Below are 23,198 nucleotides of genomic sequence, written 5' to 3' on the forward strand. Positions count from 1 at the left end.
GTGAACATGCGGACCCTGGGCATGCACCGTGGCCTGCCCGTCGAGGTCGTGCTCACCATGAGCCTCACCGACCTGGAGAACGGCACCGGCGTCGCGACCACCGCCTCCGGGACTCAGATCTCCATCAACGAAGCCTTGAAGATGGCCGAAGGGACCCGACCGGTGATCGCGGTCCTCGACGGGGACGGGATGCCGTTGTTCCTGCGTCGCTCCCGCCGCACCGCCAACCGCGCCCAACGATTGGCTCTTCTCGCCCGCGACAGGGGATGTACTCGACCGGGTTGTGAACAACCCGCCAACATGTGCGCCGCCCACCACGTCACCGACTGGGCCAAGGGCGGGCCGACCGACATCAACAACCTGACATTGGTGTGCGACCACTGCCACGCGCTGGTCAACGACAGCCCCGATGGCTGGAAAACCGTTGTGATGGGTAAAGACTCGCCCCACCCCGGCCGGACAGGGTGGATTGCACCGAAGAGTGTTGATCCCACCGGCACCCCACGCGTCAACGACCGCCATCACGTGGGGCAGGCGATCGCCGCCGCCATCGATTCCAGCTGCCGAACGTGGCGCTCACGGGCAGCATGACACCCGGCTGCTCGTCTCCTGCCGGCGTGCGCAGAACAACGGGGAGTGTGGTCACCTCACCTGCCCTGCCGGACCTGGGCTGACGCCGGGCCGGGATCCGCTTCCCGCCGATCCCAGCCCACAGACTGCACGCATCACCTACCAGAGACCAACCGCTCCGGCGTCTTGTGCTCTCGGCTCTTCTTCTTTTGTCTTTTCTTCTCTTCTCCAGGCGTCTTTTATCTTTGGTCTTTGGTCTTTGGTCTCGTCTTGATCCCGACTACAGCAGGGCGCGCGCTCGATACGTCTCGACGGCCTGACGGGTTTCCTCGTTCACCAGGTCGGCGTTGATGTGAGCTCCAGCCAAGGCGCCAGCGGCGGCGGATGCGCCGACCTGGGCGGAGAGGTCGGAGACGTTGCCGGCGGCCCAGACGCCGGGGACATCGGTGCGACCGGTGGGGTCGGCGGGGATGTATTCGCCTGCGCCGGAAGGGTGTACGGCGGGAGTCAGCCCGAGGTCGGAGAGGAAGGCGGCTCGGGCCAGCATGCGGGTGGGGGCGACCAGGACCTCGCGGGGGACGATGGCGCCGTCCGAGAGACGGACACCCGTGATGCGGTCGTCGGTGATTTCAACGGCGGCCAGTTCGCCGGGGACGACGCGGATCCCCCTGGCGGCTAGTTGTTCCAACTCCTCCTCGGTGGGCGGTGTATTGGTGTGGGCGAAGTAGACGATGTCGTCGCTCCACTGGCGGAACAGCAGCGCGAGGTGAATCGCCATGGGGCCCAAGCCCAGGACGCCGATCGGGCGGTCGCGGACCTCCCAGCCGTGGCAGTAGGGGCAGTGGATGACGTCGCGGCCCCAGCGCTCGCGCAGACCGGGGATCAGCGGGAGATCGTCGACCAGGCCCGAGGTCACCAGGACGCGACGGGCGCGGGTGGTGCGGGCACCTGCCAGAGTGACGACGAAATCGTCACCGTCCCTGGTGATTCCGGACACCTCGCCGTCGATCACCTGACCGCCGTAGTCGCGGACCTCGGTGCGGCCGCGGGTCAGTAGTTCGGCGGGCGGGACGCCCTCGCGGGCGAACAGGCCGTGCGCCCGGTCGGCGGGGGCGTTGCGCGGGGCGCCCGCATCGATCACCGCCACCGTGCGGCGGGCCCGGGCGAGCATGAGGGCTCCGTTCAGGCCCGCGGGTCCCCCGCCTACCACCACCACGTCGTAGCTGTCGTTCAGCTGATCGGTCATTGATGACCACCTCCTGCCTACGACCATGCGGACCGCGCGGGCATATCGGCAACCTTCTTTGCCGATGTGGCAAACTGGAGGCATGACCGAGGATATCGACGCAGCCCTGGAAGGGGTGGGCCTACGACTCCGTGAGCTGCGTAAACAACGGGAAACCACACTGGCCGAGCTGTCCACCGAGACGGGGATCTCGGTCAGCACACTGTCACGGCTGGAATCCGGGGCGCGGCGCCCCACCCTGGAGCAGCTGCTGCCCTTGGCGCGCGCCCACGGCGTCACCCTCGACGAGCTGGTGAACGCGCCCGACACCGGGGATCCGCGGGTCCACATGCGGCCGATCACGCGCGGCGGGATGCAGATGCTGCCGTTGACCCGGCGGGCGGGCGGGATTCAAGCATTCAAGATCATCATGGATCCGAGATCCGGTCGCGCCGAACCGAATCCGCAGACCCACGAGGGCTACGAGTGGCTCTACGTCCTCAACGGCCGGTTGCGGATGATCCTCGGCGCGCACGACCTCGTGTTGGAGCCGGGCGAGGCCGCCGAATTCGACACCCGCGAACCCCACTGGTTCGGCGCGGCCGACGATCGGCCGGTCGAATTCCTCAGCCTGTTCGGCAAACAGGGCGAACGCGCCCACTTCCGCGCCCGCCCCCGCAAGGACTGATCAGGCCCCGCAGGAACCGATCAGGCCGGGTAGCGCGGACCGATCAGCGCCAGCGCGGTTTCCACCGCCACCGGAATGATCTCGGTGATGTCGCGCCCGTCCTCCACCGTGGAGGCGATGAGCTCGCGGAACCCGCCGTAGAGGATGGTCGCCATCCGATGCGTCGGCGGATGCAGGCCGGCGCCCTGGAATTCCGTTGTGCCGGTCAGGGTTTGGATCAGCGTGATGAACGCGTTCGCGGCGTCGCGCTGCAGGTCCCGGGCTCGCTCCCCCAGCGCCGGGATGTCGCGGATCCAGGCCAGCGTGATGGGGGTGTCCTCGCGCGAGGCCCCGATCCACGCCTCGATCGCCTGATGGATCTGGGTGTCCCACGGCGCGGACACGTCCACGGCGGCGTAGATCTGCGCGATGGTGTCATTGTTGCGTTCGGTCAGCAGCGCCACGAAGCAGTCCTGCTTGTCGTCGAAATGCTCGTAGAAGGTGCGTCGCGAGGTCTTGGCCAGGCGCACGATGTCGGCGACCGTGGTGTCGCGGTAGCCGCGCTCGCGGATCGCGTCGGCCATGGCATCGAGCAGCCGACGCCGGAAGCCGGACTCGGCGGCGGTGTCGGCGCTGGTGGCGGAGTCGGCGCGGGTCACGAGCATCAGCGTAGTTTGCCCGGATCTCGGTGGGCGCCGCGACGGCCGGTGTGTTCGCCGCGGCGCTGGTCACCGAGGTCAGGCGGTCACCGGTTCCGGCCCGCGATCGACGCTCGCGGCGCGCACCGAACGGCGGCCGAAGCGGATGGTGCCGTCCTCGATTCGCCCGTGCCGCAAGGTGATCACGTCCTGCGCGTAGTTCATGCCCAGCCGCCACGGCGGGCGCGATCCGGCCTTGGGGAAGCGGTCCATCGACCGCAGCACGTAGCCGGCCTGGAAGTCGAGCAGCGGCGTGGTGGTCACCGCAGGGTCCGGCCAGGGCGTGGCTTGGCTGTAGCCGTGCTCGTCGAGGTGCCGCAGCAGCCGGCAGACGAATTCGGCGACCAGGTCGGCCTTGAGCGTCCAGGAGGCGTTGGTGTAGCCGATGGTGAAGGCGAAATTCGGGACGCCGCTGAGCATCATGCCCTTGTAGGCCATGGTGTCGGAGGCGGCGATCTCACGGCCGTCGACGGTGAGCGCGATGCCGCCCAATGCCAGCAGATCCAGTCCGGTCGCGGTCACCACGATGTCGGCGGGCAGTTCGGTCCCGGATTCGAGCCGAATGCCGTCCGCGGTGAACCGTTCGATGCGGTCGGTGGCCACCGAGGCTCGTCCGGCGCTGATCGCCCGGAACAGATCCCCGTCCGGAACCAGGCACAGCCGCTGATCCCACGGGTTGTAGCTGGGATTGAAATGGGTGTCGACGTCGTAGCCGTCGGGCAGCTGTTTGATGGTGAGGTTGCGGAAGAACTTGCGCATCATGGCGGGTCGCCGCTGGCTGAGCTGGTAGATGACGGTGCCTATGGCCACGTTCTTCCAGCGGGTGACGGCGTAGGCGCGCCGCTCCCCCAGCCATTGCCGCAGCTTGGTGGCGACGGCGTCGACGCTCGGCGCGGACATGATGTAGGTGGGTGAGCGCTGCAGCATCGTGACGTGCGCGGCGGTCTCGGCCATGGCGGGCACCAGCGTCACCGCGGTCGCGCCGCTGCCGATCACCACGACCCGCTTTCCGGCGTAGTCGAGTTCGGCGGGCCAGTGCTGCGGATGCACGACCTGTCCTCCGAACTCGTCCAGACCGGCGAACTCCGGGACATAGCCCTCGTCGTAGCGGTAGTACCCGCTGCACAGGTAGAGGAAGTCGCAGGTGATGGTCGAGGCCCTGCCGCCGTGCTCGTATCCGACGGTCCAGCGCGCTTCCTCCGAGTCCCACGAGGCCCCGGTCACGCTGTGCCCGTACCGGATTCGCCGGTCGATGCCCGCGTCGGCGGCGGTATCCCGAATGTAGGACAGGATAGCGGGCCCGTCCGCGATGGCCTCGGCGGCCACCCACGGCCGGAACCGGTACCCGAGGGTGTGCATGTCGGAGTCCGACCGCACCCCCGGATACCGGAACAGATCCCAGGTCCCGCCCATGGCCTCGCGGGCCTCGAGAATGGCGTAGCCGCGGTCCGGGAACGCGTCCTGCAGATGATGCGCCGCCCCGATACCCGACAGTCCGGCGCCGACGATCAGCACGTCCACGTGTTCGGTCATCGTCCTGCTCCCTTCGCGGCCCGGGTCCGCACCAGGCCCATCACGACCGACAGCACGTCGAAGTAGTGCGTCGGGGTCACCCGGGTGAGGGTGTCGAACAGATACGCGTCGGGTCCGACGAGGATGCGCGCCTTGCCGCGTTCGACTCCGCGGCAGATGATCTCGGCCGCTTTCTCCGGGCTGGTCATGGTCATGGCCTCGAATTCGGCGGCCATCTGCTCGTGGCTGCGGCCCCTGCCCTCGGGGTCCTGCCGGACGCGTCCGTTGCGGGCGATATTGGTGCGGATGCCGCCGGGGTGCACGGTCACCGCCGAGACGCCGGTCCCCCGCAGTTCCTGCCGCAGCGCGTCGGTGAATCCGCGCACCGCGAATTTCGCCGCGCAGTAGGCGCTCTGGTACGGCATGCCCGCCAGCCCGAACACGCTGGAGGTGTTGACGATCGCGCCGCTGCCCTGTTCGACCAGGATCGGCAGGAAGGCTCGCGTCCCGTTCACGACGCCGTCGAAGTTGATCTGCCGCAGCCATTCGTCGTCCGCGGGCACGGTGTCGAGCACCGAGGAGGACACGGCCACACCGGCATTGTTGAAGACCGCGGCCAGGGGTGCGGTCAGCCACGCCCGCACTTCCTCGGCGAACGCGAGCTGGTCGGCGGCGTCGCGCACGTCCAGTACCCGGGTCAGCACCGGCCCGTTCAGTCCGGCCGCGGTCTGCTTCAATCCGTCGGCGTCGATATCGGCGATGGCCACCGGCGACCCACGGCGGGACAGCAGTTGAGCCAGCCCCCGCCCGATTCCCGAGGCCGCGCCGGTGATCATGACCGGGTGGCCGGACAGCGGCCTAGAGGTTCGGGGCATCGGAACTCCTGGATTCGGCGGTGCGGATGTGGGTGTCGATGAGGTCGGCGAAGGTGGGCCAGAGCGCGACCGGCAGATCGTGGCCCATGCCCGGCACCGTGTGCAGGCGCGCGCCCGCGATCGCGGCGGCGGTCACCGCGCCGCCGGTGGGGTTCACCATCTGGTCGCGGTCGCCGTGCACCACCAGCGTCGGCGCGGTGATGGTCCGCACCTCGCGAGTCCGGTCCCCGGACTTGAGGATTCCGGCGAGCTGCCGCCCCACGCCCGCCGCCGGGCGCGGATCGCGATCCCAGGTGAGGCCCGCCGTGGCCCGGATCCGCGGCTCGTCGAGGGGATATCCGGCCGACCCGATGTGCCGATACATGCGCACCGCGCCCTCGACGTGCTCCTCCCGGGTGCGAGCGGGCTTGGCGAACATGCGAATCCAGGTGGACGGCGCGGGCCGCCCGACCCGCGGCGCGCCCGTGGTGGAGAAGATCGACGTCAGCGAGGACACCCGCTCGGGATAGCGGGCGGCCACGGTCTGGGCGATCATCCCGCCCATGGACATGCCGACCAGATGCGCCGACCGCCAGCCGAGGATGTCGAGCAGTCCGGCGGTGTCGGCGGCCATGTCCCCGAGATCGTATTGCTGTGCGTCCCAGCGCTTGCGGGCCATGGCGAGACCGCCCGGCGGCCGGAACCCGGCGTGGGTGGAGGCGCCGACATCGCGATTGTCGAACCGCACCACGTCGTAGCCACGGACCACCAGCTGCGCGACCAGACCGTCGTGCCATTCGTGCTTCTGCTGTCCGAGCCCGGCGATGAGCAGCAGCGGCACACCCGCGCCCTGCCGCTCGTAGGTCAGGGTGATGCCGCGCCCGACCTCGGCGACCCGCTCGCTCACGCGGTCACCTGCTCGCCGCGCGCGTCCCGGGAGTCGGCGGATTCGTTTGCGACAGTCCTGGATTCGACCGATACCGCGCCGGATTCCACGTCCGTGGTCGACCGCGGCGTCCTGCGGTACACGACCGCGCGCCCCTTCTTCGCGGGAGCCAGCGCGACCCCGCGGAAGTGGGTGCGCTCGTCGGGCGCGTCGGTGGGCGCGAGGGTGAAGTCGCGCAACAGCACCCGCAGCACCACGTTCATCTCCATGGTCGCGAACGCCGCCCCGATGCACCGGCGCGCGCCGCCGCCGAACGGGATCCAGTTGAACGTCCCCGGCCGCGCGTCGAGGAACCGGTCCGGGTCGAAATCGCGTGGGTTGGCGAACAATTCCGGGTTGTCGTGCATGAGCCGGATGCTGACCAGGACGTGCTGGCCACGCGGCAGCGTCCAGCGGCCCAGCTTGAAATCGTCCACCCGCACCTTGCGGGCGGTGGCGTCGATGACCGGGCGCACCCGCTGGACCTCGAGCAGCGCCGCCTCGCGCAGCGCGGAGCCGCCCGCGTCGGTCTCCTCGACCAGGCGCGCCAGGATGTGCGGGTGCCGGCGCAGGCGTTCGACGGTCCAGGCCAGCGAGGTGGCGGTGGTCTCGTGGCCCGCGGTGAGCAGGGTGAGCAGCTCGTCGGCGATCTCGCTCTGCGTCATGGCCGAGCCGTCGTCGTAGCGGGCCTGCAGCAGCATGGCCAGCACGTCGTCGCGGTCGGCCAGGTGCGGGTCGGCGGCGGCGCGGCGGATGAGCCGTCCCACGATCTCGTCGTAGCTCGCGCGGTGGGTCTGGAACCGCGCCCACGGCCCGAAGCGCCCGAACAAGCCCTGCGGCACCGGCAGTGCCGCCAGCGCGGAGGCGACCAGCACCAGTTTCGGGATCACCTCGCGCAGTTGCTCGAATTCGGCTCCCTCCGCACCGAATACGGCGCGCAGGATCACATTGAGCGTGATGCGCATCATCGAATCCATGGTCGCGAATTCGCGCCCCGAGGGCCAGGTGGCCATCTCGCGGACGGCCTCCTCCTCGATCAGCGATTCGTAGACCGCCAGTCGCCGCCCGTGGAAGGGCGGGGTGAGCAGTTTGCGCTCCTTGCGATGCTCCTCACCGCGCCGCGCGAACAGCGAACCGGGGCCCAGGAATTGGCCGAGGTTGATATCGAGATTGTCGACCAGATCGGTGTGAGTGGTGAACAGCGCCTTCACCTCGGCGGGGTCGGACAGCACGACGGTGGGCCCGAAGCGCGGCATCGACACCACGAACGCCGACCCGTAGCGCTGATGCAGCCGCCGCCAGGCCCGGGTGCGCCCGGCCAGGATCTCGATGCCCTGCACGAAGCCCGGCGTCGTCGGTCCGTCGGGCAGTGTCACTGTGGTCATGCGCCATCTCCCAGCGTGGTACCTCTGCGTACCAGCGCGACGGTACGCCCGTGTACCACGGTGTGGCAAGGGTCACTTTCGCGACGTCAGGGGCGATGGGGTGGCGTTTCCGCTTACTGGCCGGTGCCGACGAGCAGCGCGACGATGGCCTGGACGAATCCCTCGATGCGTTCACGGGGGTATACATCCGGTTCGCTGACCGCCATCCGGCCCAGCATCTCGGCGATGGTCAGCAGCGAATCGGTGAGCAGGCCGGAATCGATTCCGGCCCAGCGGGAATCGGTGATCAGGCCCATGCGGACCAGGGCCTCGGCCTGGTCGAAGATGCCCGCGCGGGAGCTGCGGATGGCCTCGCGGTATTCGTCGGGGGCATTGCCGGGGCCCGAGAGCAGCAGTCGCCAGCGGGTCGGATTGTCCAGGGCCACATCGACGAACGCGCGGACCGAGGCGGAGGCCGCGACCACCGGATCCGCGCCGAGCAGGTCGGTGGGCAGGGTGTCGGCGACCTGTTCGAGGGCACGTTCGCGTTCGCGTTCCAGCAGGGCGGCGACGAGCTCGGCGCGAGTCTTGAAGACGGTGTACAGCACGGGTTTTCCCACGCCGGCCTCGGCGGCGACGGCCTCCATGCTGAGCTCGTGGAGTTCGGCCTTCTCCAGGACCGCGAAGGCGGCGTCGAGCAATTGCGCGCGGCGTTCCCCGGGTGGCAGCCGGGGCGCGTAGCGCCGCCGCGGGCGGTCCGCCGTCATGCCCTCATCCCCTGCCTCCACCTTCATCGGCCCCATTCTGTCATCCCGGATCGCGAGGTCACGCGCCCGTCCAGGGTAAAGCTACGCAACCGTTGTATTCATTCCCGGCAATTGCTACGGTGGCGTTGTATTCCATGGGATCGAACCTGTAGAGGAGCCCCCAGTGACCTTCGATCCGACCACCCTCCGCCGCGACGACTACGGCTTCTTCGGCCCGGATTCCCCGAGCTGGAAGGTGTGGACCTCCCCCACCGCCGTCATCGGATTCCAGCGCGCGGTCACCCTCGAGCACTTCGATCCGTTCCTGACCGCGGCCGTCGCCGACACCGGCAAGATCTACTCCGAGCCGCGCGACCGCCTCGACGCCACTTTCGCGTACTTCCTGATCGTGGCCATCGGCGATTCCCGCACCGCCATCCAGGCCTCGGAGCATCTGATGACGGTGCACGCCAAGAACACCGGCATCGAGCCGATCAGCGGTCAGCGCTACAGCGCCAACTCCCCCGAGACCCAGCTGTGGATCCACATCACCGGCTGGCAGTCGGTGCTCAAGGCCTACGAGATGTTCGGGCCCGGACTGACTCCCGAGGAGGAGGCCCAGTACTGGCGGGAGTGCCGCGTCGCCGCCGAGCTGCAGACCTGCAAGCCCGAGGACGTGCCGATCACCCGCGAGGGCGTGCGCCAGTACTACGCCGATGTCCGTGCGCGCCTGTGCACTTCGGAGGCCGCACAGGACGGGATGCGGCAGCTGCTGTTCACCTCGCCCAAGAACGGCGCGGGCTGGACCTATGCGCTCGGCGCGCGGCTGCTGTCGTTCGCTTCGATCGCGACCCTGCCGAAGTGGCAGCGCAAGCTGGGCCAGTTCGACCGGCCCGGGTTCGTGGATCTGATGGTGCGCCCGGCGGGCCGGATCCTGGTGTGGCTGTTCAGCCTTTTCAACAAGAAGGGCCTGATCATGGCCGCGCCGATCATCGCGCCGATGGCCGGGCAGATCCTCGAACAGCACATCAAGGGTGACCTGCCCGCGCGGCTGGAGACGGTGACCCCGGCCGATGCCCGCCGCCTCTACGGGACGCGCGGGCATCGGACCGTCACCGCCGCAAGCTGATCCGAGTCAGATCAGCGGTGTGAAGTCGCGGCTGGCCAGGTACTCCGGCCGCGGACCCGGCGCGGAGTACGGATCGCGCAGGGTGTTCTCGACGCTGTTGAACACCAGGAACAGATTCGAGCGCGGGAACGGCGTGATGTTGCCCGAGGACCCGTGCATCAGGTTCGAGTCGAACAGCAGCGCCGAGCCCGCCGGACCGGTGAACTGGGTGACGCCGTGCTTGCCCGCCAGATCGGTGAGCGCCTCCTGGGAGGGCACGCCGATCTGCTGCTCCCGCAACGACACCCGGTGATGGTCGGTGGGCGTCTCGCCCTGACACGGCACGAACGTGCGGTGCGAGCCGGGCATGACCATCAGGCTGCCGTTGAACGGGTAGTTGTCGGTCAGGGCGATCGACAGGCTCACCGCGCGCGGGGCGGGCATGCCGTCCTCGGCGTGCCAGGTCTCGAAGTCGGAGTGCCAGTAGAACCCGGCGCCGGTGAACCCGGGCATGTAGTTCACCCGGGCCTGGTGCAGGTAGACATCCGAGCCGAGGATCTGGCGGGCCAGACCCGCGATCCGGTCCTGGCGCACCAGTTCCCCGATCATCGGGCTGAACCGGTGCACGTCGAAGACCGAGCGCACCCGATGCGAGGCCCGCTCGATGATCACACGCTCGTCGAGCAGCAATTCGGGATCGCTGGTCAGGTGCTGCATCTCGGTCGCCACCGCTCGCACCTCGTCCGGGTCGAGCAGCATGTCCAGCACGGCGTAGCCGTTGTCGTCGAACTCGGCCAGGCCGTGGGAGTCGATCGGGCCCCAGACCGTCGGGTCGTCACGCTCGATGGGCGGCGTCCCGGCGACCGTGCGGGTGCGGTAGCGGTCGATCAATCCGTAGTCGGACAGGGTCATGCGAATCTCCTAGTCGACGGCGACCAGCGGGTAGACACCGTTCTCGTCGTGGACCTCCTGCCCGGTCACCGGCGGATTGAACACGCACAGCATGCGCATCCGGCTGCGGGCGAACAGGCGGTGGCGTTCGTGGCCGTCGAGCAGATACATGGAGCCGGGGCCCAGCTCGTAGGTGACGCCGTGGTCGAGATCGACCAGGGTGCCGTCGCCCTCGACCAGCCAGACGGCCTCGACATGATTCTGGTAGTGGAACTCGTGGACGGACTCGGCGTCGATGGTGGTCTCGTGGAACGAGAAACCGACCCGGTCGCCGCCCAGCACGATCCGCTTGCTGCGCCAGCCCGGACCCGCGACATCGCGGTCGGTGCCGGTGATCTCGGCGGTGGTGCGCACGATCATGTCAGCGACCCCGTCCGCTGCCGAGGGCGTCCAGCGAGGAGGCCAGCAGTTCCAGGCCGTGATCGAGCTCGTACTCGGAAATGGTCAGCGGCGGAAGCAGTTTCACCACCTCGTCCTCGGGACCGGAGGTCTCGACCAGCAGTCCGCGCTGGAAGGCGGCGGCGCATACCTTCTCCGCCTGCGAGGCGTCGTCGAAGACCAGGCCGTGCACCAGGCCGCGCCCGCGGGCGCTCACGCCGTCGAAGGCGGCGGCCATGCCGGTCAGGGCGCGCTCGATGCGGGCGCCCTTGGCCCGGGTGGCCGACTCCAGGCCGTCGTCGGACCAGTAGTGCTCGATGGCGGTGCGGGCGGTCACGAAGGCCGGGTTGTTGCCGCGGAAGGTGCCGTTGTGCTCGCCCGGCTTCCACTGGTCCAGTTCGGGTTTGAACAACACCAGCGCCATCGGCAGGCCGTAGCCGCCGATCGACTTGGACAGGGTGACGATATCCGGTGTGATGCCGGCGTTCTCGAAGGAGAAGAACGGGCCGGTGCGGCCGCAACCCATCTGCACGTCGTCCACGATCAGCAGAATCTCTCGCGCGGAGCACAATCCGGCCAGCTTGCGCAGCCATTCCACGCTGGCGATATTGACCCCGCCCTCACCCTGCACGGTCTCGACGATGACCGCGGCCGGGCTGTCCAGGCCGGAGGAGGCGTCGTCGAGGACGCGCTCCATCCATTCGAAGGAGTCGCCCTCGGTGCCGGACAGGTAGCCGTCGAAGGGCATCGAGGTGGCGTGCTGCAACGGCACGCCCGCGCCCGCCCGCTTGGCGGCATTGCCGGTGACCGACAGCGCGCCCAGCGTCATGCCGTGGAAAGCGTTGGTGAAGTTGAGGATCTCGGTGCGGCCGGTCACCTTGCGGGCCAGTTTGAGCGCCGCCTCCACCGCGTTCGCGCCGGTGGGTCCGGGGAACTGCACCTTGTAGTCGAGGCCGCGCGGCCGCAGGATGCGTTCGCGCAGCGATTCCAGCAGTTCGCGTTTGGCGACGGTGGACATGTCCAGGCCGTGGGTCAGGCCGTCGCCCGCGATGTAGTCCAGCAGCGACTGCTTGAGCACCGGGTTGTTGTGGCCGTAGTTGAGCGCGCCCGCGCCGGCGAAGAAGTCCAGGTATTCGCGGCCGGTCTCGTCGCGCAGCCAGGCTCCCGAGGCGGTGTCGAACACCGTCGGCCAGGAGCGGCAGTAGCCGCGCACATTCGATTCCAGATCCGCGAACACGGACAGGTCGGGGGTGGTGGTGATCATCGCGGTTCCTCCTGAGTGGTCACCGGTGCGATGCGGTAGAGATCCTCCGGCTGATGCCCGCCGGGGAATTGATCCGCCGAGAACAAGGTCGTGCGGGTCAGAGCCGCGCCCCGGCGGCGGGCCAGGGCGGCGAACATGGCCACCGACGCCGGATTGTCCGGCGAGATGGTGGTTTCGAGCTGGGTGATGCCGTGCGCGGTGGTGCGTTCCAGCAGTGCGTCGAGCATGTCCACGCCCAGTCCGTGCCCGCGGTGTGGCTGGTCCACGGCCACCTGCCAGACGAACAGGACATTGGGCCACGACGGCCGGGTGTAACCGATGACGAAACCGGCTACCTCACCGTCGATCTCGGCGACCATCGACGTGGCCGGGAAATCGCGGCACCACAGCAGATAGGCGTAGCTGGAGTTGGTGTCGAGTACCCGGGAGTTCTCGGCGATCTGCCACATGTGCGCGCCGTCGGCGAGCTCGGGTTCCCGGATCTGGATGGTTTGCTGGGATATCGCGTCAAATTTGCTGATTGGGATCTGCATGACCATCCCAGCCTGACCAAGCAACGTTGAGGTCTTCCATGCGAACTCATTGCGATCTCATGACGATCCGATGACTCCGCCCGGGACTCGGGCCTCAGCGGGGCATGTCGAGGCGGTAACCGAGCCCGCGCACCGTCACCACGATGCGGGGATCGGAGGGGTCGGCCTCGATCTTCGTGCGCAAGCGGCGCACATGGACGTCGACGAGTCGTTCGTCGCCGAAGAAGCCTTCGTCCCAGGCTCTTTCGAGCAGCAGGGTGCGGGTGAGCACACGCCCCGGATTCGCGGCCAGCTCGCACAGCAGCCGGAATTCGGTGATGGTCAACGGAATCTGCTCCTCGCCCCGGCGCACCGCGCCACCCTCGGGCGAAAGCACCAGCGGCGCAGCGTCGTCGGGGTCGAGCACGATCTCGGTGAGCGCTTCGGTGACCGATTCGTCGGGCAGCCCGCCCAGGTGCGGGCGCCGCCGCAGCGCCCGCATGCGCGCGCTGATCTCCTTGATCTCGAACGGCTTGGTGACGAAGTCGTCGGCCCCCGCTTCCAGGGCGGCGACTACGTCGTGGGTGTCGTTGCTGGCGCTGACCACCATGATCGGCACCTCGTGCGCGCGGCGGACCTCACGAATACAGGTGAAGGCGTCCATTTCACCGGACAAGAGGTCCACGACCATCACGTCCGGCGCGCCGTTCACACGCAGCTGTTCCAGCGCGGCCTCACCCGCGCCCGCCTCGGCGACCTCGTATCCTTCCTCTTCCATCGCCGCCCGCAAGGAGCCGCGGACCCCGTAGTCGTCCCCCACGATCATCAGGCTCGCACCCATGTTTCAATTCCTTTTCGCGTTCGACAAAGTCGAATACCCGAACCTTAGTTGCCCGAAACATGCTGGCTTTTGCGGTGTGCACGCGATAACTGGCGCGCATTGATGGAATTGCCACACGTCAAACGTGCTTTTCGCACGACTCCGGAGGGCGCCGCGGCTATTCACCCGGTCCGGTAACCCGCAGGTCGCATGTGCGACATTGTGAGAACAGGCACAAGGTGTTTCGAATGCGAAATCGCGGTTTTCGGGTGTTATTCCCGGACGGCGATATCGATGACCGGCCCGCGTGCCGGATCCAGCCAGCGCATGAGCCGGTCCAGGTCGGCGGCGGGAACCGCGACGCAGCCCGCGGTCGGGTGGCCGTCGCCGACGTGCAGGAAATAGGCCGATCCGGCCCCCGCGACCACGGGAGCGCGGTTGTAGTCGATGACGACGGCGTGATCGTAGGCCGGGCCCGCGCTGCCGAGATCCTCACCGGCGGATTCGTCGAACGGGCAACTGCCCGGCGCGCAACTGTAATGCGTGTTGTAGTACCGCGACGCGGTGTCCGACACCCACCAGTCCGAGGTCGTCACCCGCCGGTACGGCAGCCGGGTGCCATTGTCGGCTGCGATGCCGAAAGCCTCTGTCAGTGACCAGATTCCGGCGGGTGAACGGGTCGCCGATTCGCTGGCGGGGCCGATGCCCTGTGCGCCGACATCGGCGCGCAACGGTCCGACCGCCCGAACCCACTGCGCCCCAACCCGATCCCACGCACTGAGGGTGGCGGTGGTCGCGTCGGCCGACTCGGAGGTCACGGTGATGACCTGCCCGGCCGGGCCGCTGTAATCGGGTCGATCATCGGTCTCGGCGTGCCGTTGGCCGCAGCCGACCGTCACGGTCAGCAGGGCCGCGGTGACCGCGGCCGTGCTGAGCAGGCGTCGACGGGAGGCGGCCATCAGGACAGGCGGTGCTCTTCGATATCGGTCGACAGCGTGTTGCCGTTCAGCTCCAGATACAGGTGCCGGTCGGTGATCGAGAGCGTGAGCGCGTTGCGGCGCTGCAGGAACGGGGTCGCGTCCTCGATGAAGGTGGGGTCGAACGAGTAGACGCGGATCTCCGAAGCGTGGTGAATCCGCTTGGCCGGGAGCTGGGCGAGCACCTTGACCGGATCCCGGTGGGTGTAGATGACCACGCGATCGGCCAGTTTGCTGCCCCGGTGGATCCGGGCGGCCTCGGGCGCGCCCACATCGATCCAGGCGGTCATGCGGGTGGTGAGATCACGGATCATCACCGGCGGCTCATCGGTCGAGGAGACCCCGCCGACACTGAACGCGATGCCCTCCTCGTATTCGAGGCAGTAGGCCAGTACCCGGGTCAGCATATATTCGGCCGTCTCCGAAGGATGCTGGGCGACCCGCAGGTCCAACTCCTCGTACACCCCCCGATCGATATCGGACAGTTGCACGGCGAAGGTGTGGAGAGTCGCGTTCAGGGCCATAGTGCTTGCAGCTTAGAACACCCCTGGTTCAGGGCTCGTCGGCGAACCGGCCCGTCGCCAGCGCGGCGTCGCGCAGCCGCGCCGGGAAGCCCGGGCCCAGCCGGGCGGAGATGTCCTCGTGGCGCAGCGGTTCCCGGCAATGCGCGCACACCACCTCGGCGTGGGTGTCGTGGTCGCAGGCGGTGTGGTGGAGCAGGACCGGCTCCCCGGATTCGGGGGCCAGATAGCGGTCGCCCCAGGCCATCATGGCCGCGATCACCGGGAAGAAGTCGCGGCCCTGGGTGGTGAGCCGGTATTCGTGGCGCACCGGGCGGTCCTGGTAGGGGACCTTGTCGAGCAGGCCCGCCTCCACCAGCCGGGTCAGCCGCTGGGTGAGGACATTGCGGCTGAGCCCGAGGGTGGACTCGAAATCGTCGAAACGCTTGGCGCCGTAGAAAGCTTCGCGCAGGATCAGCGGCGTCCACCAGTCGCCCAGCAGGTCGACGGTGCGGGCGACGGTGCACGGCCAGTTCGCGAAACTCGTACGTTTCATGTGGTCACGGTATCCAGGCGGGCGGGAACGTACTTGTGCCAGGGGGTGCCGACCCATTCGTCGCGATCCTCGACCGAGGTCAGTTCGTTGGGCGCGGTCCCGGTGGTGACCGGGGTGCCGTCGGCGTCGGCGACCGAGAGGCCGAAACCGTTGGGCAGCGACAGGTGGCCCGAGCGCATCCGGTCGGTGGGTTCGACGGGCACGCGCGCAGTGCCGCGGCGGGTGGTGACCTGCACCAGGTCCCCGGCGGCGAGCCCGAGCCGTTCGGCGTCGCCGGTGCTGAGGCGCAGGGTTCCGGCCGCATCGCGCTTGCGCCAAGCCGGGTCCCGGAAGATGGTGTTGGCGGTGAAGGCCCGCCGCTCGCCGGCGGAGAGGACGAACGGCCAGGCCGCGGCGTCGTCGGCGTCGGGCTCGGGCAGGGTGGCGACCACGTCCAGCAGTTCGGGCACCTCCAGGCGGATCACCTTGTCGCGCACCCGGTTCCAGGTCTCCTCGTAGTCGTCCTCGGAGATCACGATGCCGTGCTTGCCCGTCAGGATCGCCTCGAACAGCCGCTCCCCGGCTTCCAGTCCGGTGCCGTACCCGGCGCGTTCGACGCTGGCCGGGAACTTGCGGACCATGTTGTAGGCGGCCGCCCAGAGCAGCGCCGCCGACGCCGCGCCGTCGGGCAGGGTCTCCCCCAGCGTCCGGTACAGCAGCACGGGAGCCAGTTTCGAGCGCGCCGGATCGCCCAGAATGCCCAGGAAGGCCATGGCGAACGCCTCGCGGCCCTGGGCCAGTGCGGCCCGCAGCGGCGCGTAGTCGGCCTCGCCCAGCACGCCCGCGGCCTCGACCAGGCGGGCGTGGATCTCGGGTTCGGGCAGAACGCCCTCGGGGGCGGGCAGCACCGGGTGGCGCAGGTGGAAGATATTGCGCGGGAAGTCGAAGTTGAAGAAGGTGGCCTCGAACTTCTCGAACTGGGTGGGCGCGGGCAGCACGTAGTCGGCCTCGCGGGCGGTCTCGGTCATGGCGACGTCGATGACGACCACCAGTTCCAGCGCCCGCAGCGCCTCGCGCATCCGGGCCGAATCGGCCAGGGAGTGCGCGGGATTGGCGCTCTCGATGAACATGGCCCGGTAGCGCGCGGGGTGGTCGGTGAGGATCTCCTCGCTGATCACATTGCACGGCACCAGCCCGCTCACGATCGGCGCGCCCGCCACCGGGCTCTTCGGGCCCTCGCCGGCCGGGTGGCCGCGGTCGTGGCCGAGATTGCTCAGGCCGGTGAAAGCGTATTGGGTGCCGGGCTTTCCGACATTGCCGGTGAGCAGCCACACCAGCTTCTCGACATAGCTGACCACGGTCGAGTATCGGTTCATCTGCACGCCGAGGTCTTCGAGCGCCGCCACCGACTCGGCCGCGGCCAGCCGGTGCGTCGCGGCGGTCACCAGGTCCGGATCGACATCGGCGATGGCGCAGTACTTCTCGATCGGCACCGCCCGCAGCACCTCGAGGACGGCGTCGAGGCCGGTGGTGTGGGCGGCCAGCCACTCCTCGTCGAGGAGATCGTCGCGCACCAGGATCGCGGCCATGGCCGTGAGCAGGTAGACGTCGGTGCCGGGCTTGAGCTGCAGGTGGAAGTCGGCCAGTTCCGCGGTCTCGGTGCGGACCGGGTCCAGCACGATCATGGACCGGGCGGAATCCTTGGCGATCTCCTTGAGCACCGTGCGCGCCCGGGGGAAGCCGTGCGACTGATAGGGATTCTTGCCGATGAAGAACGCCACCTCGGCGTGCTCGACATCGGCGCGCATCGGGTAGCCCGTCATGCGCGCGCCCACCCAGAAGTCGCCGGTCTTCTCCTGCGCCAGCGCGCTGGAGCGGTACTTCATGCCGTAGGCGGCCATGGTCGCCGGGGCGTACGCGCCGCCCAGGTGATTGCCCTGACCGCCGCCGCCGTAGTAGAAGATCGACTCCCCGCCGAAGTGGTGGCCGATCTCGAGCAGCCGGGCGGAGATCTCGGAAATCACTGTGTCCCAATCGATTTCCTCGAAGCTGCCGTCGGCGCGACGGCGCAGCGGCGAGGTCAGACGGCCGGTGCGCCCGTTCTGGTAGCGGTCCAGCTGCAGGGCCTTGTTGCAGGTGTAGCCCTCCGAGGCGGGATGCAGCTTGTCACCGCGGATCTTCTCGAAGGACCGGCCGTCCGGGCCGAGCAGCACCTGGATGCCGCAGTTGCACTCGCACAGGATGCAGGCCGTGGGCCGCCACTCCGTCATGTGAGCAGCGTAACTCGAGTCAGTTCACTAGCGCTACTAACTCAGAGATCCTTGACCACGATCCCGAACGCGTGCGCGAACACCGGGGCCAGCTCGAGCAGCTGATGGTTGGTGACCAGCGCCCCGGACAGCGATTCGACACCGCTGGAGACGCCGATCGACCGGGCCTGGCGCAGATCCACCTGCTTCAGCTTCGCGTTGCGCAGCGACAGCCCGGAGATCTCCGAGCCCGGGAAGCTCACCGAGGTCGCCTTGGCCTCGCTGATGTCCACATCGCGCAGCACGCAGTCCACGAACGAGACGTCAGTGAGCGTCGCGCCGCGCAGATTCACCGAATCGAACTTGCAGTTGTGGAAGCTCACCCGGCGCAGCACCGAACCGAACGCCTCCACCCCCGACAGCGCGGCCATCACGAATTCCGCGTCCATCCAATTGGTTTCGGACAGATCGGTGCGGATCCAGCGGGTGCTGTTGAGCCAGACGTCGTTGAAGCGCGAATACCGGAAGAAGCCGCCGTTCACCGTGGTGGCCGAGATGGCGCACTCGGTGAAGGTGACCCCGCGCAGCTGCGGGTCGTCCAGGGACAGGCCGTCGAAATGCGCGCAGTCGTACGCGCCTTCGTCGCGCAGCGCGTCCTGCGGCTCCAGGAAACGGGCGAAGGGCAGGTCGGCCAGCTCACGCGGCATTATCGGGCTCCTTGCTGATGACGATGACGAGCTCGGATCGGCGAACACGCCCGACTGTATGCCCGTCAGCGCGGCGCGGATTCGCCGGAGGTCAGTGCGGCGAGCAGATCGCGCAGGGTATAGCGCTGCTCCGGGGTAAGGGCGGCGAACATCTCCTCGGCGGCGTCGCGCCGGGCCGCGAACATGCGGTCGAGCGCGTCGCGACCGGCCGCGGTCAAGGTCACCAGGGTGGCGCGGCGATTGGCCGGATCCGCTTCGCGGGCAACCAGACCCGCGGCGACCAGCGCGTCGACCACGGTGGTGGCCGAGCGCGGCACGATGCCCAGGTGCTCGGCGAGCGCGGACATGCGCAGCGGTTCGTCCGCGTGCTCGGCGGCGCGGCCGATGATGCGCAGCGCGCGGGCCTGGGCGGGGGTCAGGCCGAGCGGGGACAGCCGCGCGGACTGGGTGCGGTGCAGGCGTTTGGTCGCGCGCAGGAACAGTTCGGCGAGGTCGTCCTCGCGGGGTTCCCCGGCGGCGCGCGGCTGGTCCGCGGGCGTGCTCGACATGATTCAGAGCATAACTCATTGTCCTCGGAACAATAATGAGTCAGACTCAGTTACAGCGTGTGACTCCCTGCGAAAGGAGGCGCTATGGCTTCGAAAGACACACAGACTCCGGAAACGGAACTTCGCCGGATCGTCCGGCTCTTCCAGCCCTATCGGGGACGTCTGGCCCTGGTCGCGGCCCTGGTCGGCCTGGCCTCGCTGGCCGGTCTGGCCTCCCCGTTCCTGCTGCGCGGCATCATCGACGACGCCCTGCCCGGCGGCCGCACCGGCCTGCTCACCCTGCTGGCCGCGGGCATGATCGCCGTGGCCGCGCTGAACAGCGTGTTCGGCGTGCTGCAGACCTACATCTCCACCGGCGTCGGCCAGGACGTCATGCACGATCTGCGCTCGGCGGTCTACGCGCGGCTGCAATCCATGCCGCTGTCGTTCTTCACCGCCACCCGCACCGGCGAGGTGCAGTCGCGCATCGCCAACGACATCGGCGGCATGCAGTCCACCGTCACCTCGACACTCACCTCCCTGGTCTCCAACTTCACCTCCGTCGTCGCCGCGGTCATCGCCATGTTCGCGCTCGACTGGCGGCTCACCCTCGTCTCGCTGGCCATGCTGCCGCTGTTCGTGTGGATCAGCCGCCGGGTCGGCTCCGAGCGCCGGCGCATCACCGGGGAGAAGCAGCGCAAGCTGGCGGGCATGTCGGCGATCGTGGAGGAATCGCTGTCGGTGAGCGGAATCCTGTTGGCGCGCACCATGGGCCGCTCCCCCGCCCTGGTCGAGGACTTCACCCGGGAATCGCGGGGACTGGTGGATCTCGAGATCCGCGCGAGCATGGCCGGGCGGTGGCGGCAGTCCACCATCTCCATCGTGATGGCGGCCATGCCCGCGGTGGTCTATTGGGCGGCGGGCATGACCGTGGCCTCGGGGCATCCGCTGGTGTCGATCGGCACCCTGGTCGCGTTCACGACGCTGCAGAGCGGTTTGCTGCGGCCGTCGGTGATGCTGCTGTCGACCGGCGTGGACATCCAGAGCTCGCTGGCGCTGTTCGGGCGGATCTTCGAATACCTGGATCTGCGACCCGAGATCGAGGAGCCCGAGCGCCCCACCCCGCTGCCCGAGCGGGTGACCGGTGCGGTGCGGTTCGACCGGGTCGGCTTCGGCTACGACGCGGACCGGGACGTGCTCAGCGACATCGACATCGACGTGCCCGCCGGGACCAGCCTGGCCATCGTCGGCGAAACCGGTTCGGGCAAGACGACTCTCGGCTATCTGGTGGCGCGGCTCTACGACGTGACCGCCGGACGGGTCATCGTCGACGGGGTCGACGTGCGGGATCTGTCGTTCGCCGACCTGTCCGCGGCGGTGGGCGTGGTGTCGCAGGAGACCTATCTGTTCCACTCCTCGGTCGCCGACAACCTGCGCTTCGCCAAACCCGATGCCAGCGAGGAGGAACTGCACGCCGCGGCGCGCGCGGCGCAGATCCACGACCACATCATGAGCCTGCCCGACGGCTACGACACCCTGGTCGGCGAGCGCGGCTACCGGTTCTCCGGCGGCGAGAAGCAGCGGCTGGCGGTGGCGCGGGCGATCCTGCGCAATCCGCCGATCATGGTGCTCGACGAGGCGACCAGCGCACTGGACACCCGCACCGAGCGGGAGGTGCAGGCGGCCATCGACACGCTGTCGGCGAATCGGACCACCATCACGATCGCGCACCGATTGTCGACCATCCGCGACGCCGATCAGATCGTGGTCCTCGACCGCGGCCGAGTGGTGGAGCGCGGGACGCACCGGGAACTGGTCGAGCGCAATGGGTTCTACGCGGAGCTGCTGGCCCGCGACACCTTCGACGACGTGGTCGGGGCGTTGGACGTCTGACCTGGACGGATCGCACCGATCACGGCGACCAATCGGTATTCTGGGTCCGGCCGACCGCAGCGGCCGGCCCACACCGACCGTTATCGGGAGGATCCGGATGCCCACGACAGACAAGGTTTGGCCGCAAGGAACTCCGTGTTGGGTCGACTGCTCGGTCGACGATCCCGCCGCCGCGCGGGACTTCTACTCCCAGCTGCTCGGCTGGGAAGTCCTCGACAGCCCGCCCGAGGCCGGCGGCTATCTGATGGCCATGCTCGACGGCAAACCCGCCGCGGGCATCGGACCCAAGATGGGTCCCGACCCCATGCCCTCGGTGTGGACCACCTATTTCGCCGCCGACAGCGCCGACGCGATCGCGGGCGCGGTGACCAAGGCCGGCGGCGCGGTCTTCATGCCGCCCTTCGACGTCATGGACGTCGGGCGCATGTTCATCGCCGGCGACACCGCGGGCGCGGTGTTCGGCGTCTGGGAAGCCAAGGCGCACACCGGCGCCGGAATCTTCAACGAGCCGGGCGCGTACTGCTGGAACGACCTGCACACCAACGGCTACAAGCCGTCCCAGGACTTCTACAACGCGGTGTTCGGCTGGTCGTACGACGAGATCGGCAACGACCAGATGCCCTACGCAACCTTCGCCGGTCCGGACGGACGGCCGATGGGCGGCATGGCCGACAGCACCGGGCAGCCCGGCGGCGGCCCCAACTACTGGCTGACCTGGTTCCAGGTCGCAGGCGCGGACGCCGCGCTGGACAAGGCGACCTCACTCGGCGCGACCGTGCTCATGGGCGCCTCGGACAGCCCCTTCGGACGCATGGGCATCGTGGCGGGCCCGCAGGGTGAGGTGTTCGGCCTCATCGACACCACCGTCACCAGCGGCTGATATCCGGAGCCGACGAAGGCCGAGTGGCGCTGCGCCACTCGGCCTTTCGCTTTCTCGGGGGTCGTCAGGCGAACAGTCGGGCCACGAAGGGCACGCTGTCGGCCAGCGAGGCCAGCATCGCGCCGCTGTGGTCCTTGCCCGGGTAGACGTGCACCTCGGGGAAGGTGCCCGCCAGCGCCATGTCGGCGACCAGCTTGGCGGTCAGCGGCGCGGGGACGTCGGTGTCATTGGTGCCCTGACCGATGAACAGCGGCCGGTCGTAGCCGGTCAGCGGCACATCCATGACCGAGCGCGCGGTGGGCACGAAATCGCCCTGGGCCAGCGGGCGCGACAGCAGCTGCCCCAGCGTCAGCCCGTCGGCGCGTTCGGCCAGCGGCGTGAAGCACAGCGTCTTGGCGTCCTCGACCAGGTCCTTGCCCTCCGGGCTGAGGTAGCTGTCCAGGTCGAAGTCCGGGCGGGCCGCCTTCAGGCCGTCGAGGACGTAGGTGGCGTAGGCGGTGATGTGCGGGGACCCGACGGCGGTGCCCGGGCCGATCAGCGTGGCGGCGTCGACGATATTGGAGGCCGGGCCGGTGGCGACCGCGCCGCGGTAATCCAGTTCGGGCGCATAGCGAGTCGCGAGCGAGGCGGTGAACACCGCGGCCCCGCCGCCCTGCGACTGACCGATCGCGACCCACTTCGAGGCCAGCGACCGGTCCACCGCGCGGGCGGCGCGCACCATGTCGATGGCGGCGTGCGCCTCGGCGCGGCCGTCTAGGTAGGCGTGCACGCCGGGGGTGCCGAGCCCGATGTAGTCGGTGGCGACGACGGCGTAGCCCTGGCGCAGCCAGGTGGCCAGGAAGCCGTTGTCGCGCTCGGAGCGACCGGTCACCGACGGCGCGCAGTCGTCGCCGATGCCGACCGTGCCGTGCTCCCACGACAGCACCGGCCAGCCGCCGGGCGGCGGGGTGCCGGCCGGAGTGAACACGACGCCGGTGGACAGCGCGGGCTGATCGGCCGAATCGCGGGTCCAGTAGGTGAGTTTGCGGGCCGATCCGGTGCCGTCGAGCCACAGGTGTTGCGGCAGCGCGTCATCGCCGACGACCGCGCCCGGGGTCGCGCCCTCGGCCCGCGCGGGCGGGTCGGCCAGGGCGGCGGCGGTGAGCGGGCCGGTGGCCAGCATCGCCGCCGAGACCAGGGTCATCACGGTGCGTCGCGTCATCGAGGAGTCCTCTCGTACTCATCTCGCTCGGGTGTCGCAGAGCGACATTCCGGTCAGACTATGTGATCGGCCCCGCGCCGCGGCCGTTCACGTGCCGCGGGTCAGCGCAGCGCCGCGCCCAGCGCGCGCATCAGC

The 23,198-nt window shown here is 69.0% G+C and carries 24 protein-coding genes; 5 read left to right on the forward strand and 19 right to left on the reverse strand.

The genetic code is table 11. The features are described 5' to 3' along the window. Window positions 1–591: DUF222 domain-containing protein (locus ACWEOI_RS34000; RefSeq protein WP_452362242.1), on the forward strand; the 591-nt coding region annotated here is incomplete at its 5' end. 259 nt (window positions 592–850) lie between these two features. Here the strand turns inward: ACWEOI_RS34000 and ACWEOI_RS34005 are convergent. After that, the gene (locus tag ACWEOI_RS34005) at window positions 851–1,816 is read right to left on the reverse strand and encodes an NAD(P)/FAD-dependent oxidoreductase (RefSeq protein ID WP_452362243.1); all 966 of its coding nucleotides are present in this window, start codon (window positions 1,814–1,816) and stop codon (window positions 851–853) included. 82 nt (window positions 1,817–1,898) lie between these two features. On the opposite strand from ACWEOI_RS34005, the gene ACWEOI_RS34010 reads away from it, so the two are divergent. Then, window positions 1,899–2,483, forward strand: coding sequence for a helix-turn-helix domain-containing protein (locus tag ACWEOI_RS34010; protein WP_452362244.1), 585 nt, complete (start codon window positions 1,899–1,901; stop codon window positions 2,481–2,483). 20 nt (window positions 2,484–2,503) lie between these two features. Here ACWEOI_RS34010 and ACWEOI_RS34015 read toward each other — a convergent pair whose 3' ends face one another. From ACWEOI_RS34015 to ACWEOI_RS34040, 6 genes are all read right to left on the reverse strand, one after another. Further along, on the reverse strand, window positions 2,504–3,127 hold the full coding sequence (locus ACWEOI_RS34015) for a TetR/AcrR family transcriptional regulator (protein WP_452362245.1): 624 nt from the start codon (window positions 3,125–3,127) through the stop codon (window positions 2,504–2,506). Window positions 3,128–3,199: 72 nt separating this feature from the next. After that, entirely contained in the window at window positions 3,200–4,693 is a 1,494-nt protein-coding gene (locus ACWEOI_RS34020; RefSeq protein WP_452362246.1) for a flavin-containing monooxygenase, read from the reverse strand. Next, window positions 4,690–5,547 (reverse strand): SDR family NAD(P)-dependent oxidoreductase, encoded by an 858-nt coding sequence (locus ACWEOI_RS34025; protein ID WP_433666510.1) that lies wholly within the window; start codon window positions 5,545–5,547, stop codon window positions 4,690–4,692. The genes ACWEOI_RS34020 and ACWEOI_RS34025 overlap by 4 nt, the downstream gene beginning before the upstream one ends. Beyond that, on the reverse strand, window positions 5,531–6,433 hold the full coding sequence (locus tag ACWEOI_RS34030; RefSeq protein WP_452362247.1) for an alpha/beta fold hydrolase: 903 nt from the start codon (window positions 6,431–6,433) through the stop codon (window positions 5,531–5,533). Before ACWEOI_RS34030 ends, ACWEOI_RS34025 begins: the two co-directional genes overlap by 17 nt. Then, the gene (locus ACWEOI_RS34035; RefSeq protein ID WP_452362248.1) at window positions 6,430–7,836 is read right to left on the reverse strand and encodes a cytochrome P450; all 1,407 of its coding nucleotides are present in this window, start codon (window positions 7,834–7,836) and stop codon (window positions 6,430–6,432) included. Before ACWEOI_RS34035 ends, ACWEOI_RS34030 begins: the two co-directional genes overlap by 4 nt. Before the next feature lie 113 nt (window positions 7,837–7,949). Then, window positions 7,950–8,609, reverse strand: a complete 660-nt coding sequence (locus ACWEOI_RS34040; RefSeq protein WP_433666513.1) for a TetR family transcriptional regulator — start codon at window positions 8,607–8,609, stop codon at window positions 7,950–7,952. A gap of 136 nt (window positions 8,610–8,745) precedes the next feature. Between ACWEOI_RS34040 and ACWEOI_RS34045 the strand changes: the two genes are divergently transcribed. Beyond that, complete coding sequence (locus ACWEOI_RS34045) at window positions 8,746–9,690, forward strand: oxygenase MpaB family protein (RefSeq protein ID WP_433666514.1); 945 nt, start codon at window positions 8,746–8,748, stop codon at window positions 9,688–9,690. A gap of 6 nt (window positions 9,691–9,696) precedes the next feature. On the opposite strand, the gene thpD is transcribed toward ACWEOI_RS34045, so the two are convergent. The 11 genes from thpD to ACWEOI_RS34100 form a co-directional block, all read right to left on the reverse strand. Then, a complete protein-coding gene (thpD, locus tag ACWEOI_RS34050) occupies window positions 9,697–10,581 on the reverse strand; it encodes an ectoine hydroxylase (RefSeq protein WP_433666515.1) in 885 nt (294 codons plus the stop codon). Window positions 10,582–10,590: 9 nt separating this feature from the next. Beyond that, window positions 10,591–10,980: an ectoine synthase gene (locus ACWEOI_RS34055; RefSeq protein WP_433666517.1), complete on the reverse strand. Its 390-nt coding sequence runs from the start codon at window positions 10,978–10,980 to the stop codon at window positions 10,591–10,593. Window position 10,981: 1 nt separating this feature from the next. After that, window positions 10,982–12,262, reverse strand: coding sequence for a diaminobutyrate--2-oxoglutarate transaminase (gene ectB / locus ACWEOI_RS34060; RefSeq protein WP_433666518.1), 1,281 nt, complete (start codon window positions 12,260–12,262; stop codon window positions 10,982–10,984). Then, the gene (gene ectA / locus ACWEOI_RS34065) at window positions 12,259–12,795 is read right to left on the reverse strand and encodes a diaminobutyrate acetyltransferase (RefSeq protein WP_433666519.1); all 537 of its coding nucleotides are present in this window, start codon (window positions 12,793–12,795) and stop codon (window positions 12,259–12,261) included. Before ectA ends, ectB begins: the two co-directional genes overlap by 4 nt. Window positions 12,796–12,889: 94 nt before the next feature. Further along, complete coding sequence (locus ACWEOI_RS34070) at window positions 12,890–13,615, reverse strand: winged helix-turn-helix domain-containing protein (RefSeq protein WP_433666520.1); 726 nt, start codon at window positions 13,613–13,615, stop codon at window positions 12,890–12,892. Window positions 13,616–13,866: 251 nt separating this feature from the next. Further along, on the reverse strand, window positions 13,867–14,553 hold the full coding sequence (locus ACWEOI_RS34075; RefSeq protein ID WP_452362249.1) for a L,D-transpeptidase family protein: 687 nt from the start codon (window positions 14,551–14,553) through the stop codon (window positions 13,867–13,869). Further along, on the reverse strand, window positions 14,553–15,095 hold the full coding sequence (locus ACWEOI_RS34080; protein WP_357095638.1) for a YaeQ family protein: 543 nt from the start codon (window positions 15,093–15,095) through the stop codon (window positions 14,553–14,555). Before ACWEOI_RS34080 ends, ACWEOI_RS34075 begins: the two co-directional genes overlap by 1 nt. A 28-nt stretch (window positions 15,096–15,123) precedes the next feature. Continuing rightward, window positions 15,124–15,627: a winged helix-turn-helix transcriptional regulator gene (locus ACWEOI_RS34085; protein WP_357095641.1), complete on the reverse strand. Its 504-nt coding sequence runs from the start codon at window positions 15,625–15,627 to the stop codon at window positions 15,124–15,126. Then, window positions 15,624–17,876, reverse strand: coding sequence for a molybdopterin-dependent oxidoreductase (locus ACWEOI_RS34090; RefSeq protein ID WP_452362250.1), 2,253 nt, complete (start codon window positions 17,874–17,876; stop codon window positions 15,624–15,626). Before ACWEOI_RS34090 ends, ACWEOI_RS34085 begins: the two co-directional genes overlap by 4 nt. 41 nt (window positions 17,877–17,917) lie before the next feature. Further along, window positions 17,918–18,562 carry a pentapeptide repeat-containing protein gene (locus tag ACWEOI_RS34095; RefSeq protein WP_433666524.1) on the reverse strand — a complete coding sequence of 215 codons (645 nt, stop codon included), beginning with the start codon at window positions 18,560–18,562 and terminating at the stop codon, window positions 17,918–17,920. 65 nt (window positions 18,563–18,627) lie between these two features. Further along, window positions 18,628–19,110, reverse strand: coding sequence for a MarR family winged helix-turn-helix transcriptional regulator (locus ACWEOI_RS34100; protein WP_387309372.1), 483 nt, complete (start codon window positions 19,108–19,110; stop codon window positions 18,628–18,630). 84 nt (window positions 19,111–19,194) lie between these two features. Between ACWEOI_RS34100 and ACWEOI_RS34105 the strand changes: the two genes are divergently transcribed. Next, entirely contained in the window at window positions 19,195–20,982 is a 1,788-nt protein-coding gene (locus ACWEOI_RS34105) for an ABC transporter ATP-binding protein (RefSeq protein ID WP_452362251.1), read from the forward strand. 97 nt (window positions 20,983–21,079) lie between these two features. Continuing rightward, window positions 21,080–21,862, forward strand: coding sequence for a VOC family protein (locus ACWEOI_RS34110; protein WP_433666527.1), 783 nt, complete (start codon window positions 21,080–21,082; stop codon window positions 21,860–21,862). Window positions 21,863–21,926: 64 nt separating this feature from the next. Here the strand turns inward: ACWEOI_RS34110 and ACWEOI_RS34115 are convergent, their stop codons facing one another. Then, window positions 21,927–23,063 carry a lipase family protein gene (locus tag ACWEOI_RS34115; protein ID WP_433666528.1) on the reverse strand — a complete coding sequence of 379 codons (1,137 nt, stop codon included), beginning with the start codon at window positions 23,061–23,063 and terminating at the stop codon, window positions 21,927–21,929. Window positions 23,064–23,198: the final 135 nt, after the last annotated feature.

The organism is Nocardia sp. NPDC004340 (assembly GCF_053602575.1).

Bases quoted from the DNA above. Each gene is read 5' to 3' on its own strand.
- ACWEOI_RS34005 (WP_452362243.1), bottom strand. From the start codon at position 1,816: ATGACCGATCAGCTGAACGACAGCTACGACGTGGTGGTGGTAGGCGGG.
- ACWEOI_RS34010 (WP_452362244.1), top strand. From the start codon at position 1,899: ATGACCGAGGATATCGACGCAGCCCTGGAAGGGGTGGGCCTACGACTC.
- ACWEOI_RS34015 (WP_452362245.1), bottom strand. From the start codon at position 3,127: ATGCTCGTGACCCGCGCCGACTCCGCCACCAGCGCCGACACCGCCGCC.
- ACWEOI_RS34020 (WP_452362246.1), bottom strand. From the start codon at position 4,693: ATGACCGAACACGTGGACGTGCTGATCGTCGGCGCCGGACTGTCGGGT.
- ACWEOI_RS34025 (WP_433666510.1), bottom strand. From the start codon at position 5,547: ATGCCCCGAACCTCTAGGCCGCTGTCCGGCCACCCGGTCATGATCACC.
- ACWEOI_RS34035 (WP_452362248.1), bottom strand. From the start codon at position 7,836: ATGACCACAGTGACACTGCCCGACGGACCGACGACGCCGGGCTTCGTG.
- ACWEOI_RS34040 (WP_433666513.1), bottom strand. From the start codon at position 8,609: ATGAAGGTGGAGGCAGGGGATGAGGGCATGACGGCGGACCGCCCGCGG.
- thpD (WP_433666515.1), bottom strand. From the start codon at position 10,581: ATGACCCTGTCCGACTACGGATTGATCGACCGCTACCGCACCCGCACG.
- ACWEOI_RS34055 (WP_433666517.1), bottom strand. From the start codon at position 10,980: ATGATCGTGCGCACCACCGCCGAGATCACCGGCACCGACCGCGATGTC.
- ectB (WP_433666518.1), bottom strand. From the start codon at position 12,262: ATGATCACCACCACCCCCGACCTGTCCGTGTTCGCGGATCTGGAATCG.
- ectA (WP_433666519.1), bottom strand. From the start codon at position 12,795: ATGCAGATCCCAATCAGCAAATTTGACGCGATATCCCAGCAAACCATC.
- ACWEOI_RS34070 (WP_433666520.1), bottom strand. From the start codon at position 13,615: ATGGGTGCGAGCCTGATGATCGTGGGGGACGACTACGGGGTCCGCGGC.
- ACWEOI_RS34075 (WP_452362249.1), bottom strand. From the start codon at position 14,553: ATGGCCGCCTCCCGTCGACGCCTGCTCAGCACGGCCGCGGTCACCGCG.
- ACWEOI_RS34080 (WP_357095638.1), bottom strand. From the start codon at position 15,095: ATGGCCCTGAACGCGACTCTCCACACCTTCGCCGTGCAACTGTCCGAT.
- ACWEOI_RS34085 (WP_357095641.1), bottom strand. From the start codon at position 15,627: ATGAAACGTACGAGTTTCGCGAACTGGCCGTGCACCGTCGCCCGCACC.
- ACWEOI_RS34090 (WP_452362250.1), bottom strand. From the start codon at position 17,876: ATGACGGAGTGGCGGCCCACGGCCTGCATCCTGTGCGAGTGCAACTGC.
- ACWEOI_RS34095 (WP_433666524.1), bottom strand. From the start codon at position 18,562: ATGCCGCGTGAGCTGGCCGACCTGCCCTTCGCCCGTTTCCTGGAGCCG.
- ACWEOI_RS34100 (WP_387309372.1), bottom strand. From the start codon at position 19,110: ATGTCGAGCACGCCCGCGGACCAGCCGCGCGCCGCCGGGGAACCCCGC.
- ACWEOI_RS34105 (WP_452362251.1), top strand. From the start codon at position 19,195: ATGGCTTCGAAAGACACACAGACTCCGGAAACGGAACTTCGCCGGATC.
- ACWEOI_RS34110 (WP_433666527.1), top strand. From the start codon at position 21,080: ATGCCCACGACAGACAAGGTTTGGCCGCAAGGAACTCCGTGTTGGGTC.
- ACWEOI_RS34115 (WP_433666528.1), bottom strand. From the start codon at position 23,063: ATGACGCGACGCACCGTGATGACCCTGGTCTCGGCGGCGATGCTGGCC.